This is a genomic window from Pseudomonas sp. RHF3.3-3, assembly GCF_048069595.1.
Classification (GTDB): Bacteria; Pseudomonadota; Gammaproteobacteria; order Pseudomonadales; family Pseudomonadaceae; genus Aquipseudomonas; species Aquipseudomonas fuscovaginae_B.
In genome coordinates, this window is the sequence record NZ_CP182250.1 from 3,884,746 (window position 1) to 3,898,687 (window position 13,942).

The window sequence follows — 13,942 nt, forward strand, 5'->3', positions numbered from 1 at the left end:
ATTGAACTACCTTTTCACACAAGGACCGAGCCATTCCGGCTTGTATCACCCCAAGTTGTTTTCAACGATCAGTCGGCGAATCAGTCAGACCTGTTCCCCCGATCGTGCGCGGTATCGAGGATATTGCTGGCGTCATTGGTGGTTAGTGTGGGGGGGCAGTTCTGGGGTAACCCAGTCAGCCCACGGACGGCCTGTTCGGCGAGGGTGTACCTATCATGATTTATCGTACCGTGCCTGCTTTCAGGACAATTGTTCAAGGCCTGTTATGGATGGGCCTGGGGATGGAAGCGGCCCAGGCCGCGGCGGGAAACTGTTCGCAACTGGCCAGTTTGCCCACCGTGTTCGAGGTGGGCCAGGGGCTTCAGGATGAACTGCGGGTGCCGGTGCCCATTACGCAACTGGCCGTGGGCGACCCGAAGATCGCCGATGTACAAACCAGCGGCGGCAGTGCCTTCATTCTCACCGGCATGGCTCCAGGCGCCACCAGCCTGATGGTCTGGACCGCCTGCTCGCCGACGCCACGCCAAAGCATGGTGTTCGTCAAGGGCAAGGCCACCGCGGCGCTGACCAGCGTCTCGACGGTCCCTTCCGAAGACCCGCTGCTGCCGAGCCAGGTGCAGACCGATATTCGCTTCGTCGAAGTCAGCCGCAGCAAACTCAAGGAGGCCAGTACCTCGATCTTCGGCAAGAGCGGCAATTTCCTGTTCGGTTCGCCGGGCACGGTGCCCGGCGTGACGGTGACGCCCGGCCAGATTGGCCGCCTGGCGCCCAACATCCCCCTCAACAACGACTCGTTCAATATCGGCATTGGCGGCGGCAATGTGCTGGGGCTGATCAACTCCCTGGAGGGCAGCGGTTTCGCCTATACCCTCGCACGCCCGAGCCTGGTGGCCCTCAGCGGCCAGAGTGCGAGCTTCCTGGCCGGGGGTGAAGTGCCGATTCCGGTACCCAGTTCGGGCAGCGATACCATCTCCATCGAGTACAAGGAATTCGGTGTCCGCCTGACCCTGACCCCGACCATCATCGGCAGCGGTCGCATTACCCTGAAAGTCGCCCCCGAAGTCAGCGAGCTGGACTACTCCAATGGCGTGCAGATCTCCGGTATCGTGGTCCCGGCGCTGACCGTGCGCCGTACCGACACCAGCATTTCCCTGGCCGATGGCGAAAGCTTCGTCGTCAGCGGCCTGATCAGCAGCCGCAACACCGCCCAGGTGAACAAGTTTCCGGGGCTGGGCGACATTCCCGTGCTTGGCGCATTCTTCCGCAACAACACGCTCAACCGTGACGAACGCGAACTGCTGATGATCGTCACGCCGCACCTGGTTCAACCCTTGGCGGCCAACGCCAAGCTGCCCTCGCTGCCTGGCGAGCAACTGCGCAATTACGACCCGAACTTCTACCGCATGTACTTCCTCGAGAGCGGTGACTTCGACAATCGCATGGGGCTTTCGCAATGAAAACGGTGATGGCGCTGGCGGCAACGGTGCTGCTCACGGGTTGTGCCAGCAATACCCTATCTTCCCGACCGGCCAGCTGCACGCCTCCCCCTTCGGATCAGCAGTTGACCCTGAACCTGGCCGACGAAATGATCAACGATGGCCGCCTGTATGCCAGCCTGGCGAACCTGGAAGGCCTGCCCGACGACCTGGTCCAGGTTCGCCTGCGCAAGGCTCGCATACTGCGCATGCTCGGCCGCAGCGACGCCGAACCCTTGTACAAGGGGCTGCTCGGCACTTGCCTGGCGGCCGAAGGCGAGCATGGCCTGGGTCAGTTGGCGGCGGCCCGAAACGATAATGCCACTGCCCTGGACCATCTTGAACGGGCCGCGAGGATGGCGCCCACCGATGAAAAGATCCGCAATGACCTGGGGGTCGTCTACCTCAACCAACGGCGGATCAACGATGCACGCTTCGAGTTTCTGACCGCCCTGGAACTCAAGCAGTCAGACTCGCTGGCCGCCTTCAACCTGGTGACACTGTTGATCTATCAGGATAACTGGAAGCAGGCCGCGGAGCTGGCGAGCCGTTCCAACCTGAGCCCGAAACAAGTCACCGAGGCGCAATCCCGGGCGGCGAAACTCAAGGCCCAGGCTCGGAATGTAGCGGCTGTCGAGGGCGCGCGCCCGGGCGCCGATGCCGCTCCCGGCAGTGCGATCAAGTAGAGACGAGGAGTCGAGATGAATACCAAGAGGTTGTTGATGGTGTCCCTGGCCTGCCTGTCCACGAGCGCCTGGGCGATTGACCCGGGCCCCTCGTCAGAGCAGCAGCAGGACACCGAACGCTGGCTGCAACTGCAGATTCGCGGTGTGGTGGCCTCTCCTCAACTGCAGACCGCCTCGGCCGCCGAACGCGACCAGGCCATGCAACGCTGGCTCAACAGTTTCAACTATCCCATCCCCGAGCGTTACCAGCAGAAGGAATCGGGCAGCGTCAGCGGCAAATGAGCCAGCCCCGGTGGCTGGCTCGCGCCAGTGTCATGGATCGGCGTTCGGCGATCATGGGCTGCCGAAGGCCTGGAACACCCCGATCATGGCCGGGCCGATCGCAATCAGGAAGAAGCTCGGCCACAGGCAGAAAATCAGCGGGAAGATCAGCTTGGTACCGATTTTCGCGCCGGCCTCCTCGGCCGCCTGGGTACGCCGGTCACGGAACTCGTCGGCATAGATGCGCAGGGTTTCGGCCACGCTGGTACCGAAACGAATGCTCTGCGCCAGCAGACTGACCAACCCCTGCACATCCTCCAGCCCGGTGCGCACCGCCAGTTGCTTGAGCGCCTCGGTGTTGCTGACCCCGGCACGGATCTGCGCATTGACCAGCGCCAGTTCCTCGGCCAGCTCGACCTGGCTGACCGCCATTTCCTCAGCCACCCGCTCGATGGTCGTCGGCAGCGCCAGCCCCGACTCCACGCAGACCACCATCAGGTCCAGCGCATCGGGAAAGGCCGCCCGCAAACGCCGTTGCCGCCGTTGCTTGCGCTTGCCGACGTACAATGCCGGCAGCAGCCAGGCGACACCCGCCACCAGGGTCAGCAACAGCAAACCAAGGGCCAGGGAAAGCCTGGGCACCAGCGGCAACACCAGCACCCCGAGCCCCAGCAGCAGCAAGGGCAGCAGCAAGCGCACCGCCCAGTACACCTGCACCGCTGAAGACGAGCGATACCCGGCGTGGATCAACAGCAGTTGGGTGGCGGACGCCTGCGCCGTCTCGGTCGAACCGAACTGCTGCCCCACCCGCTCCAGCAGCACCAGCAGGCCACCCGGCACCTCTGCTCCCACCGTGCCGCCGATATGTCCGCGCTTGATCGATGCCAGGCGACGCTGCATCGGATCCTGCAGCCCCATCAGCAACAGGATGACGGTGACCACCGCCAGCACCGTGCTCAAACCGATCGCGCTGACGAACAACAGGCGAGCCAGCGCCTCATTCTCCGTCACCCGACTGAACAACCCGAGCAGATAGTCCATGACTCGCCCCTCCACAGGGTGAAAACCGCCTAAACCTGAATGCGGATGATTTTGCGTATCCAGAAAATCCCGACCAACATGGCGCAGAAGGCGCCGATGATCATCTTGTGGCCGACCGGATCATTGATCAGCACCGGCAGGTAGCTGGGGGTGGTGACCAGGATCACCGCCGCCAGCACGAAGGGAATGGAAACCAGCACCCAGGCCGACATGCGCCCTTCGGCCGACAGGGTCTTGATCTTGCGCTGAAAGCGGAAGCGTCCGCGGATCAGCCGGCTCAGGCGCTCCAGCACCTCGGTCAGGTTGCCGCCGGTCTCGCGATGGATGAGGATCGACGTCACCAGCATCATCACCGTCATGCTCGGCATGCGCTCCAACAGGCCGAGCATGGCCCGGCGCACGTCATTGCCATAGTTGATATCGGCGAAGGTCAGGCCGAATTCATGGGCCACCGGCCCCTTCTGGTCCTCGGAGACCAGCCGCAGGGTGTCGTTGAACGGGTGCCCGGCGCGCAACGCGCGGCACATGGCATCCAGGGCATCGGGCAGGCCCACCTCGAAGTCGGCAAATCGCCGGTTGCGGTCCCTGAAGATTTTCAGCAGCGGCAACCAGGCGACCATCAGGGCCGCCAGCAGCGCCACCCACCCGGAGGCGCCCATCATCAGCGCCAGGGCCCCGGCCGCTGCGCCCATGGCGACTCCGAGCAACAGCACCCGATAGGCGCGGTATTCATGCCCGGACTGCTCGATCAGTTGCGTCAGGTCCGCCATGAACGGCAGTTGTTCGAGCGCGGCCTCCAGGGGCGACAGGCGCGTCAGGTATTTCTGCCGCAGCACGGTCTGCATGTTCGGCAGGTTGTTGGCCTTCTCCAGCACATGCAGGCGACCGCGAATGCGCTTGCGCATCCTGCTCGCCTCGCCGAACACCGGTACCACCACGCTCTGGGCCAGCAGGAAGGCGGCGATGAACACCATGCCCAGGAAGATCAGAATGAATTCGCCGGAGATGTGGTTCATGACTAGCGTCCCTCCATCCACTCGGGGCGGAACAGCGAGAGTGGCAACTCGATACCGCGCTTGGCCAGTACCTCGCGAAAGGCCGGGATCATCCCGCTGGGGCGATAATCGCCCTGCACTTCGCCGTTTTCACCCACGCCACTGCGGGCAAACGAGAAGATCTCGCTCATGGTGATGATCTCGCCCTCCATGCCGTTGATCTCCTGCACGCTGACCAGGCGGCGCTTGCCGTCCTCCTGGCGCTCGAGCTGGATCACCACATCGATGGCCGAGGCGATCTGCTGGCGCATGGCCTTGATCGGGAAGGTGGCACCGGTCATCGACACCATGTTCTCGACGCGCCCCAGCGCATCGCGCGCGGTGTTGGCATGGATGGTGGTCAGGGAACCGTCGTGGCCGGTGTTCATGGCCGTGAGCATGTCCAGCGCCTCGACGCCTCGGACTTCGCCGATGACGATACGGTCCGGGCGCATCCGCAGGCTGTTGCGCACCAGCTCACGCTGGCTCACCTCGCCCCGCCCCTCGATGTTGGAGGGGCGGGTTTCCAGGCGTACCACATGGGGCTGCTGCAGTTGCAGCTCGGCCGAGTCCTCGATGGTGACGATCCGCTCGTTCAGCGGGATGTAGCTGGACAGCACGTTGAGCAGGGTCGTCTTGCCGCTGCCGGTACCGCCGGAAATCAGTACGTTCAGGCGACCGCGCACGATCGCCTTGAGCAGCAGCGCGATGGCCGGGGTCAGGGTTCCTACCTGGATCAGGCTGTCGGTGTTGAGCAGGTCCACGGCAAATCGACGGATCGACATGCTCGGCCCGTCGATGGCCAGCGGCGGGATGATCGCGTTGACCCGCGAGCCATCCTTGAGCCGGGCGTCGACCAATGGCGAGGACTCGTCGATACGCCGCCCCAGGCTGGACACGATGCGATCGATGATGTTCAGCAGATGCTGATCGTCGCGAAAGCGCACATCGGTCTTCTGCAGTTTGCCGAAACGCTCGACATACACCGAGGCATGGCCGTTGACCAGAATATCGGACACGCTGTGGTCCGCCAGCAGCGGCTCCAGCGGGCCGAGACCGAGCACCTCGTCGGTGATCTGCTTGATGATCAACTGGCGACTGACCGAACTGACCGGCGCCGAATGTTCATCCAGCAGACGCTGGCAGATATCGCGGATCTGCCGCGCGGCTTCGGCCTGCTCCAGCGCGTCGAGCAGCGACAGGTCCATGACCTTGAGCAATTGCTGGTAAATCCGTTCCCGCCATTCGGCCTCCACCGGGGTGACCTGGCTGCGGGTTTCGTAGGGGATCTCCGGCGCCGTACGCTCCCAGGCCATCAGCTCCGCGGCGGGCACCGGCGGCTCATCGCCCTGCTGGGCGGCCAGCGCCACGAGGGGCTTGCCGGACTGTTTGCGCAAGCGGTTACGAAATTCGCTGATCATGGCTCACCCCTTGAAGATACGGTTGAAGGCGCGTTTGAACAGACCGTTGTTCCCGGCCAGCGGGTTGCCGTACAACTGCCCGGTCATCTCGCGCATCGCGACGGTAATCGGCGCCCGCGGTGCCTGCAGCCCCAACGGCACGCCAGAGTTCTGGCTCTGGTTGACCAGGCCGAAGTCGTTGGGCAGTTTCACCAGGTTCACGCTGCGCAAGGCTTCGCCGATGTCCTTGAGGCTGACGGGCGCCGCCTTGTCATAGCGATTGACCACCACCTGCAACTGGTCGCCACGCACCCCCAGGTCTTCGCGAAGAATCCGCATCAGGGAGCTGGCATCGCGCAGGTGGCAGACGCTCTGTTGCACCACCACGTACACCCGGTCCGCCTGTTCCAGCACGGACCCGGTGAGGTGGTCGATCTGCCGCGGCAGGTCGACCACCACCCAGTCGTAGCTGGCACGGGCCAGTTGCAGCAAGGTATCGAGTTGTTCCGGCTGGGCGTCCTGGGCCAGGCACAGCTCGCCGGGCCGACCGCCCAGGACGTGCAGGGTCGGACTGAAATGGCTGCAGAACCCGCGCAAGGCTACGCTGTCCATGCCGTCGACCTGCTGCAGCACCTCCAGGTGACTGTGCGACTGCGCCACCTCCAGGTAATGCGCCACGCTGCCGAATTGCAGGTCCATGTCCAGCAACAGGGTGCTGCTGTCCTTGAGGCTCAGTTGATGGGCCAGGTTGCAGGCCAGCAGGGTTCCGCCGGAGCCGCCCTTGGCGCTCATCACGGCGATCAGCTTGCCTTGTGCCCCGCTGCTGGCGCGGGCCTCCGCCACCAGACGGTTCAGGGCGGCGACCAGTTCCATCTCGGCGATCGGCTCCGGCAGCACATCGCGGGCCCCGGCCTGCATCGCCAGGCGCATGGCCTCCTGCTCGTTCAACAACCCGCACACCAACAGCGGCGGGCGTTCATGGACGGGGCGCTGGAGCAGTGCCGCCAGTTCCTCGCGCCACAGGTGGCTGACGCGCAACAACAGCAGGTCGGGCATCCGCTCCAGGCCGTAGAGCGGGTCGACATGCCCATTGCTCACCAGGCGAGTGCTCACCTCCAGGCTGGGTATGCGCTGGCAGACGCCTTGCAGATCCCGCAACGCCGTGGCATCGCGGCTACTGATCAGCAAGCGCAGCCCGGACTTGCCGGTCGCCAGGTTCAACGGGGTTTCCTTGATGTTCAGCATGGCGTGACCTCCCCCGATTCGGAGTGATGTCCAAGGGCTTCGCGTGGCAGGATCGCCCTGAAGGTGGGCAAGGTAATGGCCACGCCAAGGCCGGGAATGAACAGGTTGAACACGTAGCCCGACAGGCTCACCTGGACATAACGAATGGCCCGGAATCCCGTGGGGCTGGTGGTATCGTTGGGATTGGCCACTACCGCGCCGCTGGCGTCCAGGTAGCTCAGCACCAGGTTCGTGGTGTTCAGGTTGCTGATCAGCGGGCTCGGGCCGGTGTTGCCCGCGGCATTGAAGATCGCCCGCTGCAGCACGGCCGGGTCGCTGATATTGCACACCGCCGCCAGGCGCGCACCCCGCCTTACCGACTCATCGAGGCTATTGACCGTGAAGTACAGGCGGCCCATTTCCAGCACGCCGAACAACACGATGAACACCAGCAGGCCGACAATGGCGAATTCCACCGTGTAGAGCCCACGCATCTGTTTGCGATTCATCACAGCACCCTCATCACAGTGGTTGCGACCAGCGGAATGCTCAGTGCAATCGGCGTCGGGAAGAACCCGCTGAGCGAGCCGCTGCAGGTACCACCACCGATCACCGGACAGAAGGTGTAGTTGATGGTGACCTGCACATGGTTGCTGCCCAGCGCACTGACGGTCACGTTGGCGGTGGTCAGCCCCGACACCACGGCACTGCCGGTATTGGTCGGCACACCGTAGACGGCGACGTTCTGCGTCTGGGTCTGCAGCGAGCTGCTCAGTACGACGGTGCCCAGCGTCGGGTTCCAGGCCTGGCCGGCGACGTAACGACCGGCATCGCGGCTGGCCTGCAACAGGGTGTTGTACTGGAACAGCATCCGGCCGAATTCACCCAGCGCCAGCAACAACAGCAGCAACAGCGGCAGAACCAGGGTGAACTCGATCAGGGCCAGGCCCTGCTGGTGCCTGGGCTGTCGGAACGCATGAAGTCCCATGACGCCTCCTACGAGTCGTTGCTCGGGGTGCCGCTGCCATTGATATAGGTCTTGTACAACTGAATGATCAGCGGGCCGCTGTCCGCCGAAGGATTGGGACCCGGTACGTTGTCCCCTTCGCACTCGCTCACGAACTGGCCGAAGATCTCCGACGTGCTCCCGCTGCCACCGGCCGGCTGCACGACGAAATAGCAACCAAAGCCCAGCACCGGGATCGAGGTGGCACCGTTGTTTTTCCCGGTGCAGTCGCCAATCACCACCTTGAGCATCCGCCGTTCGAAGACCCCGCCGCTCTGGCAGCCGCTGCCGGAACCGGCGACACAGGCCGCCGTGCTCGCCCGCCAGTCGTTGTAGTCCAGCAGTGCCTGGCCGCCCGCGGTGAGCGAGCCGTTGCTCGAGGTGACGGTCTGGCCGTTGTACTGCAGGGTGCCCGAATTGTTGGTGATCATCGGCGTGCTGTAGCTGACCACCAGGTCGGGCGGATAGTCCGAAGCCTTCATCCCGCCGGCGTACTCGCCGAAGCGGGTATTCAGGCCCTGGGAAGTCGGACCGACCTTGTTGCCCGGCGAAGTCGTGACATCCTGCCCGACGCTGCGGCAGACCGAGCCGCCGCCGGCCAGGTCCTCCCTGACCGCGCTGCCACCCGAACCGAAATCGAGCAGTTGGAAGTTGCCGGGACCAATGGCGGATGAGGTGCCCGAGCCGGTTTTCAGATCCTGCAGGTCACCGAAACGATAACCCCAGAAATTGCCCGCGCCGGGGTTGTACTGGCTGGGGTCACCGCACACCATCAACGGTGCCAGATCACAGGGGCTGGTGGGGCTCGGTCCGGCGGTGGCCATCGCCACCACCTTCTTGCTGCCCAGGCCGGCGCTGCCCAGTGTCTGGACGAAGCTCCAGAAAAAGCCGGTCAGGCTGTAGCTCGGTACCGTGACCCGGACATAGGTGGCATCCGCAGGCCCGGGATAGGAAAACGGTCCGTAGACACTGTTGGCCAGTTCCACCACCGCGAAGGTTCCCGCATTGCCGCCGATGGCCGCCGCCAGCTCGGTGTTGCCGCTGGCATTGGCGTTGAGCGTCAGCGTGTTCAGTGCGGCAGCCCGCGTGGTGGCGGCAATGCCGGTGCCGCCGCTGACCTGGCTGAGGGTCTTGGCGCCACTCAGGGCCGCGGCGTCCACCGCATTCTGCAGCCGGGTCTTGTTCAGCAGCAGGTGCCCGCCGTCCAGCGCCAGGGCTGCCAGCATGGTGATCGCTGTCAGGGCGATCACCATCAGGACGGTCACCGATCCGCGCTGGCACCCGGGCGTCAGGGCAAGCCGTGGTTGAATTCGAGGACACATCGTCAGTCCCTCACTTGCCGTTACCGAATCGGTCGCCCCACGGTCCGTGGGGCGCTCGTTCACTGCACGTTGACCACCCGGGCCTCGATGCCACGGATCACGGTGATGGTGCCGCCGCCACTGCTGCGGCGATGCACGACGGGCTTGGGTGGTGGCGTGGCGCTGGCGACGGTGACCGGCGGCTCGACAGGTGCCACGGGCGCAGCGACCGGTTTCTTGTCCACGGTCAGCGGATTGCGCAGGGCCAACTGCAACTTGCCCTCGGTCTGGGCCGTGACCAGGCTTTCCGCCTCGGCGGCGGTCATTTCCAGCGTCACCGCCCGCACCACCACCGGCTGGGTCTTGTCGGTCCCCGCGGTCTGGTCCACCGCCAGCACCCGCAGATTCTCGAGGATGGTTCGGGACACCGCGTTGTTGCTGTTGCCATCGGTGTGCTTGGTCGCCAGCACATCGACCCGATTTCCGGGCAGCAGGAACCCGCCGACGCCGACCACGTCGTCCACCCGAACCGAAATGGCCCGCTTGTCCGGTGCGATCAGCGAGGCCAGGGTGCTGCCGCCCAGGTGCTCGCTCAACCTGGCGCCGCGCACGATGTCACCGCGCAGGATGTCGAACGTGGCAATCTTGCCCACCGCCTTTTCAGTGGTGTCCAGGGCGTCGTCGGGGATCGCCTCCGTGGGCATGCGCACGGTCGTGACCTGCTGGGCCTCGACCATCTGTCCGAACGGAATCTCGACCGTGGAGACCACCACGTTTCGCAGGTGATCATCCGGGCTGGCATTGAGCCGTGCGCTCAACCAGGAGTTGGCCATCCACGCGGCACCCAGGCCCATGACCAGGGAAATACCAATCAGGGTTGCAGTACGAGAGCTCATTTGTGTATCTCCCACTCAAAGAAAGTCGAGTTGGACGAAGTAGTTGCGCCAGGCCCAATCCAGTTCCTGTGGCGACAGCGGCCCGCCGCCGCCCTGGTAACGCTGGCGATCGAGGGCCATGTTCAGCAGGTCGCGGGGGTGACAAGGCACCAGCGGCATGCCTTCGAGGGCGTAGAGTTTCTGCAGTGCGTAGCGCACCAGCATCGGGTCATGCCGAATGCCCAGGCGCTCGCACTCCTGCTGCCAGATCTGCTCGTACTGGTCGGGCTTCAGGTAACCGAATTGCAGCTTGTAGCCAATCCGCCGCAGGAAAGCCTCGTCGGCCAACTCCAGGGGATTGAGGTTGGTGGAGAACACCAGGATCAGGTCGAACGGCAGTTCGCAATGGCGTCCGCCACCGAGGTTGAGGAAGTCGCGCTTCTCTTCCATCGGCACGATCCAGCGGTTGAACAGCTCGGCGGGCGTCATGCGCTGGCGGCCCATGTCGTCGATGATGAACAGGCCATTGCTGGCCTTGAGCTGCAGGGCGGCCTGGTACTGGCGGGTAAAGGGGTCATAGCGGATATCCAGCTGCTCCATGCTCAACTCGCCACCGGTGATGACCAGCGGGCGCTTGCAGCGCAGTAGCCGACGATCGATGCCCTTGTTGAGCATCAGGTTGTTCAGTTGACTGTCGTCATCCAGGCGCTGGTGCACCTGCGGGTCATAGATCTCCACCACCGATTCATTGATCGCGATGGCCTGGGGAACCCAGATGGGATCGGCGAACAGACGGATCAGCCGGCTGCTGACGTAGGTCTTGCCGGTACCAGCCGGGCCGTAGATCATCAGCGCCCGTCCGGAGTTGAGCGCCACCCCCAGCTGATCGAGCATCTGCTCGGTGAGCACCACGCCATCGAGCGCCATGCGCATGTCGTGCGCGCCGATCTTGCCATGGTGGATGGTCTGCAGCTTGAGCAGCGAACGATAGGTGCTCACCGGAAACGGTGCGGCGCCAATGTAGCCGCTGCGCGACAGGGCATCGCGAGCGGAACTGCGACCGCGTTCGGTCAGGCCGTAACGCAGCGACTGCCCACCGGTTTGCCCGCCCGCCTGGCCCAGCACCTCGACGCGGCCATCCTTGCGCAGAAACGCCAGCACCTCTTCCAGCACGGCACCGGTCAGCGCCAGGCGTTCGACCAGCCGCGGCATGTCCAGCACCCCGGCATCATGCAGATGCTTGCAGACCAGGTCACCGAGAAAGCTGTCCGTCAGCCCTGTCTCGCTGATCGTGCAGGGTTGGGGGGCGAGCCGCTGCACCGCCTCTCGTTCACTGTGATAACGGTCACTCTCGACGATGCGCATGACTAACCTCCCAACCCGCTGGCAAACAGTTGCCAGCTGAGGGTGTTCAACGTGCCAAGCAATATGGCAATCGAATAAGGGAAAGGCTTGCCGGCCGCTTCATCCGCAGTGGGCGCCAGATAGGCCTGCGCCCGCATGATCAGCCAGTAGCGCCCCAGGGTCTTGAATAACTGGCCGCGAATCAGCACGATCAGAAAACCGCACAGGCCGCCAGCGATCAGGCTGAACAACGCCGCCCACAAGGCATAATGGAAAGGAAGAAAACTGCCGACCATGGCCATCAACTTGACGTCACCGGCCGCCATGCCGCCCGCCGCATACATGGGAATGAACAGGGCAAAACAGATCAGCACGCTCAACAGGCCATCGCCTAATCCGCTCATACCCCCTGAATGAAACTGACCGACCAGCCCCAGCGCCAGTCCCAACAGGACCAGCGTATTGGGAATACGGTGGCGAAGCAGGTCGCTCACCACCGCCACGCCAAGCAGTCCTATCAGCAAAACGGTAGAAAACAGCAGTTCCGTGGACATGGCGCGTCTCCCAGGTGGGATGGGTCGTTAGCACGCAACGTTGTTATTCACGGCCTGGCACAGCGCCATGATCTTGGTATTCACCGCGCCACCCAACAGCGTGAACGCCGTGGCCACAGCGACGGTGATCAAGCCACCGGCCACCGCGTACTCGACGATGGTCAGGCCATTTTCATCCGCGCTGAACTTGCGTATCGCCGCTCTTATTGTTTGCAGTGTCATTTTGCACACCTCACTTGAGCATTCATGCAACCCGCAACTTGCATCGACAGGGACCGCTCGAAGTTCATCGAATTATCCGGTGGTTCCCCGATAAGAAGTGACCACCGGTTATTCCACGAACAACTGCGCCACCCCGGCAAAGAGTCGGGGGTAATCAGCACGCAACGTTGTTATTGACGGCCTGGCACAGCGCTCTGATCTTGGTGTTCACGGCGCCGCCCAAAAGAACGAAGGCTGCAGCCACCAGCACGGTAATCAAGCCACCGGCCACTGCGTATTCCACAATGGTCAGGCCATCTTCATCTTTGGCGAACTTCATTATCGAAGTCTTGATAGTTTGAAGAGTCATTTCGTACACCTCATTCGCTTGTTGTTATGACCGGGCAGCAGCTGTTTTAAAACTGCTTGTGGCTACAGTAGTCAGGGCACTTGCAGGAGGGTTAGGAGGATTTTGCGTATCCCTAGGACTTTTTTGCGGGCAGACGCTTGCAGGCATGAGACGGCACCGACGCCACATAGAACAGCAGGCACTGAGGTCGGCTCTTTTTATCGAGATTCAATCTGAAAAGGCGCTGCCACATTGGCAATACTGTTCAATGGATGGCCGTACGAACCTCAGAGCAGAGCGCATGACGTCGAAGGTGACCAGAAAACCATCACTGCTGTGGTTCGATCGAACCCGGGATCGAAGCACCCCCGAACTCATCAGGCAGTTTGAGCAGGCCTGCGACTGCACACTGGCAAAAGAGTCGGCCTTCTCGGGCAAGCTGCACCCCGACATGATCTGCATCCACTTCGATCGTCCCGATACACCGGGCTTGAGGATGCTGCTGGAGATCAAGCACGCCGCCCCCACCATCCCGATCACCATGTTCACCGTGCAGCACTCCGAGGAACTGGCGGTGTGGGCCATGCGTTCGTGTGTCTGGGAATACATGGTGCTGCCCCTGAGCGTCGCCGAAAGGAATCGCTACCTGGCGGCGGTGCTCCAGCTCCACGAGTTGCGTCGCCCGCTCAACGACCAGCGCAAGACCCCACGGATCGACCACTCGCCGACCCTGCCGGGCAGTATCCGGATGACCGCGGACCATCAGAAGCACCAGGCGCTCAGCCATGTGCTGCTGTACATCGACCAGCACTTTCGCGACAGCATCGACCAGAAGGAACTGGCCACGCGCTGCGGCATGACCACCTTCCGCTTCAGCCGCCTGTTCAAGGAAACCTACGGGCTCGGCTTCACCGACTACATCCTGAACAAGCGCATGGACTTCGCCAAGGAGCTGCTGGACAACAGCCAGATGCCCATTACCAGCATCGGCTATGAGGCCGGCTTCAAGGACCCTTCCTATTTCGCCCGCGCCTTCAAGCAGTTCGCCAACTGCACGCCGAGCGAATATCGCCTGACGCGCCAGTTCGGAGCGCGAGCCGTGGTCGAGCCGGCGCAGGACCCTGCGACCACGGAAATGCTCGAAGGCCTGGTGCAGACGCTTGGGGCCGAGACGATGGAAGGCTGAGACTT

Annotated in this window: 16 protein-coding genes; 4 read left to right on the top strand and 12 right to left on the bottom strand. The window is 63.3% G+C overall.

Translation table 11 applies throughout. The features are described 5' to 3' along the window. Positions 1-215: 215 nt before the first annotated feature. From ACMGT0_RS17060 to ACMGT0_RS17070, 3 genes are read left to right on the top strand one after another with little or no spacing between them, the layout of a single operon-like run. Complete coding sequence (locus ACMGT0_RS17060) at positions 216-1,457, top strand: type II and III secretion system protein family protein (protein WP_416769034.1); 1,242 nt, start codon at positions 216-218, stop codon at positions 1,455-1,457. Next, entirely contained in the window at positions 1,454-2,161 is a 708-nt protein-coding gene (locus ACMGT0_RS17065) for a tetratricopeptide repeat protein (protein WP_054059776.1), read from the top strand. The genes ACMGT0_RS17060 and ACMGT0_RS17065 overlap by 4 nt, the downstream gene beginning before the upstream one ends. 15 nt (positions 2,162-2,176) lie before the next feature. Next, a complete protein-coding gene (locus ACMGT0_RS17070) occupies positions 2,177-2,443 on the top strand; it encodes a DUF3613 domain-containing protein (protein WP_416769035.1) in 267 nt (88 codons plus the stop codon). 51 nt (positions 2,444-2,494) lie between these two features. Here ACMGT0_RS17070 and ACMGT0_RS17075 read toward each other — a convergent pair whose 3' ends face one another. The 12 genes from ACMGT0_RS17075 to ACMGT0_RS17130 form a co-directional block, all read right to left on the bottom strand. Beyond that, on the bottom strand, positions 2,495-3,463 hold the full coding sequence (locus tag ACMGT0_RS17075) for a type II secretion system F family protein (protein WP_416769036.1): 969 nt from the start codon (positions 3,461-3,463) through the stop codon (positions 2,495-2,497). Between the two features lie 29 nt (positions 3,464-3,492). Continuing rightward, entirely contained in the window at positions 3,493-4,479 is a 987-nt protein-coding gene (locus ACMGT0_RS17080) for a type II secretion system F family protein (protein WP_054059779.1), read from the bottom strand. A 2-nt stretch (positions 4,480-4,481) separates the two neighbouring features. Then, a complete protein-coding gene (locus ACMGT0_RS17085; protein ID WP_054059780.1) occupies positions 4,482-5,918 on the bottom strand; it encodes a CpaF family protein in 1,437 nt (478 codons plus the stop codon). Between the two features lie 3 nt (positions 5,919-5,921). Continuing rightward, entirely contained in the window at positions 5,922-7,142 is a 1,221-nt protein-coding gene (locus tag ACMGT0_RS17090) for an AAA family ATPase (protein ID WP_416769037.1), read from the bottom strand. Next, the gene (locus ACMGT0_RS17095) at positions 7,136-7,630 is read right to left on the bottom strand and encodes a TadE/TadG family type IV pilus assembly protein (RefSeq protein WP_054059782.1); all 495 of its coding nucleotides are present in this window, start codon (positions 7,628-7,630) and stop codon (positions 7,136-7,138) included. The genes ACMGT0_RS17090 and ACMGT0_RS17095 overlap by 7 nt, the downstream gene beginning before the upstream one ends. Further along, complete coding sequence (locus ACMGT0_RS17100) at positions 7,630-8,109, bottom strand: TadE/TadG family type IV pilus assembly protein (protein ID WP_054059783.1); 480 nt, start codon at positions 8,107-8,109, stop codon at positions 7,630-7,632. The genes ACMGT0_RS17095 and ACMGT0_RS17100 overlap by 1 nt, the downstream gene beginning before the upstream one ends. A gap of 8 nt (positions 8,110-8,117) precedes the next feature. After that, entirely contained in the window at positions 8,118-9,449 is a 1,332-nt protein-coding gene (locus ACMGT0_RS17105) for a TadE/TadG family type IV pilus assembly protein (protein ID WP_416769038.1), read from the bottom strand. A gap of 59 nt (positions 9,450-9,508) precedes the next feature. Further along, the gene (cpaB, locus tag ACMGT0_RS17110) at positions 9,509-10,324 is read right to left on the bottom strand and encodes a Flp pilus assembly protein CpaB (RefSeq protein WP_416769039.1); all 816 of its coding nucleotides are present in this window, start codon (positions 10,322-10,324) and stop codon (positions 9,509-9,511) included. Between the two features lie 15 nt (positions 10,325-10,339). Then, entirely contained in the window at positions 10,340-11,668 is a 1,329-nt protein-coding gene (locus tag ACMGT0_RS17115) for an AAA family ATPase (RefSeq protein WP_054059786.1), read from the bottom strand. Positions 11,669-11,670: 2 nt separating this feature from the next. Next, the gene (locus ACMGT0_RS17120) at positions 11,671-12,201 is read right to left on the bottom strand and encodes an A24 family peptidase (RefSeq protein ID WP_416769040.1); all 531 of its coding nucleotides are present in this window, start codon (positions 12,199-12,201) and stop codon (positions 11,671-11,673) included. Between the two features lie 27 nt (positions 12,202-12,228). Continuing rightward, the gene (locus tag ACMGT0_RS17125) at positions 12,229-12,423 is read right to left on the bottom strand and encodes a Flp family type IVb pilin (RefSeq protein ID WP_054059788.1); all 195 of its coding nucleotides are present in this window, start codon (positions 12,421-12,423) and stop codon (positions 12,229-12,231) included. 154 nt (positions 12,424-12,577) lie between these two features. Next, a complete protein-coding gene (locus ACMGT0_RS17130) occupies positions 12,578-12,772 on the bottom strand; it encodes a Flp family type IVb pilin (RefSeq protein WP_054059789.1) in 195 nt (64 codons plus the stop codon). 280 nt (positions 12,773-13,052) lie between these two features. Between ACMGT0_RS17130 and ACMGT0_RS17135 the strand changes: the two genes are divergently transcribed. Then, complete coding sequence (locus ACMGT0_RS17135; RefSeq protein ID WP_416769041.1) at positions 13,053-13,937, top strand: helix-turn-helix domain-containing protein; 885 nt, start codon at positions 13,053-13,055, stop codon at positions 13,935-13,937. Positions 13,938-13,942: the final 5 nt, after the last annotated feature.

Excerpts from the sequence above, each read along its gene's own strand:
- cpaB (WP_416769039.1), bottom strand. The coding sequence starts at position 10,324 with ATGAGCTCTCGTACTGCAACCCTGATTGGTATTTCCCTGGTCATGGGC.
- ACMGT0_RS17075 (WP_416769036.1), bottom strand. The coding sequence starts at position 3,463 with ATGGACTATCTGCTCGGGTTGTTCAGTCGGGTGACGGAGAATGAGGCG.
- ACMGT0_RS17120 (WP_416769040.1), bottom strand. The coding sequence starts at position 12,201 with ATGTCCACGGAACTGCTGTTTTCTACCGTTTTGCTGATAGGACTGCTT.
- ACMGT0_RS17125 (WP_054059788.1), bottom strand. The coding sequence starts at position 12,423 with ATGACACTGCAAACAATAAGAGCGGCGATACGCAAGTTCAGCGCGGAT.
- ACMGT0_RS17095 (WP_054059782.1), bottom strand. The coding sequence starts at position 7,630 with ATGAATCGCAAACAGATGCGTGGGCTCTACACGGTGGAATTCGCCATT.
- ACMGT0_RS17100 (WP_054059783.1), bottom strand. The coding sequence starts at position 8,109 with ATGGGACTTCATGCGTTCCGACAGCCCAGGCACCAGCAGGGCCTGGCC.
- ACMGT0_RS17080 (WP_054059779.1), bottom strand. The coding sequence starts at position 4,479 with ATGAACCACATCTCCGGCGAATTCATTCTGATCTTCCTGGGCATGGTG.
- ACMGT0_RS17090 (WP_416769037.1), bottom strand. The coding sequence starts at position 7,142 with ATGCTGAACATCAAGGAAACCCCGTTGAACCTGGCGACCGGCAAGTCC.
- ACMGT0_RS17085 (WP_054059780.1), bottom strand. The coding sequence starts at position 5,918 with ATGATCAGCGAATTTCGTAACCGCTTGCGCAAACAGTCCGGCAAGCCC.
- ACMGT0_RS17060 (WP_416769034.1), top strand. The coding sequence starts at position 216 with ATGATTTATCGTACCGTGCCTGCTTTCAGGACAATTGTTCAAGGCCTG.
- ACMGT0_RS17105 (WP_416769038.1), bottom strand. The coding sequence starts at position 9,449 with ATGTGTCCTCGAATTCAACCACGGCTTGCCCTGACGCCCGGGTGCCAG.
- ACMGT0_RS17135 (WP_416769041.1), top strand. The coding sequence starts at position 13,053 with ATGACGTCGAAGGTGACCAGAAAACCATCACTGCTGTGGTTCGATCGA.
- ACMGT0_RS17130 (WP_054059789.1), bottom strand. The coding sequence starts at position 12,772 with ATGACTCTTCAAACTATCAAGACTTCGATAATGAAGTTCGCCAAAGAT.
- ACMGT0_RS17115 (WP_054059786.1), bottom strand. The coding sequence starts at position 11,668 with ATGCGCATCGTCGAGAGTGACCGTTATCACAGTGAACGAGAGGCGGTG.
- ACMGT0_RS17065 (WP_054059776.1), top strand. The coding sequence starts at position 1,454 with ATGAAAACGGTGATGGCGCTGGCGGCAACGGTGCTGCTCACGGGTTGT.
- ACMGT0_RS17070 (WP_416769035.1), top strand. The coding sequence starts at position 2,177 with ATGAATACCAAGAGGTTGTTGATGGTGTCCCTGGCCTGCCTGTCCACG.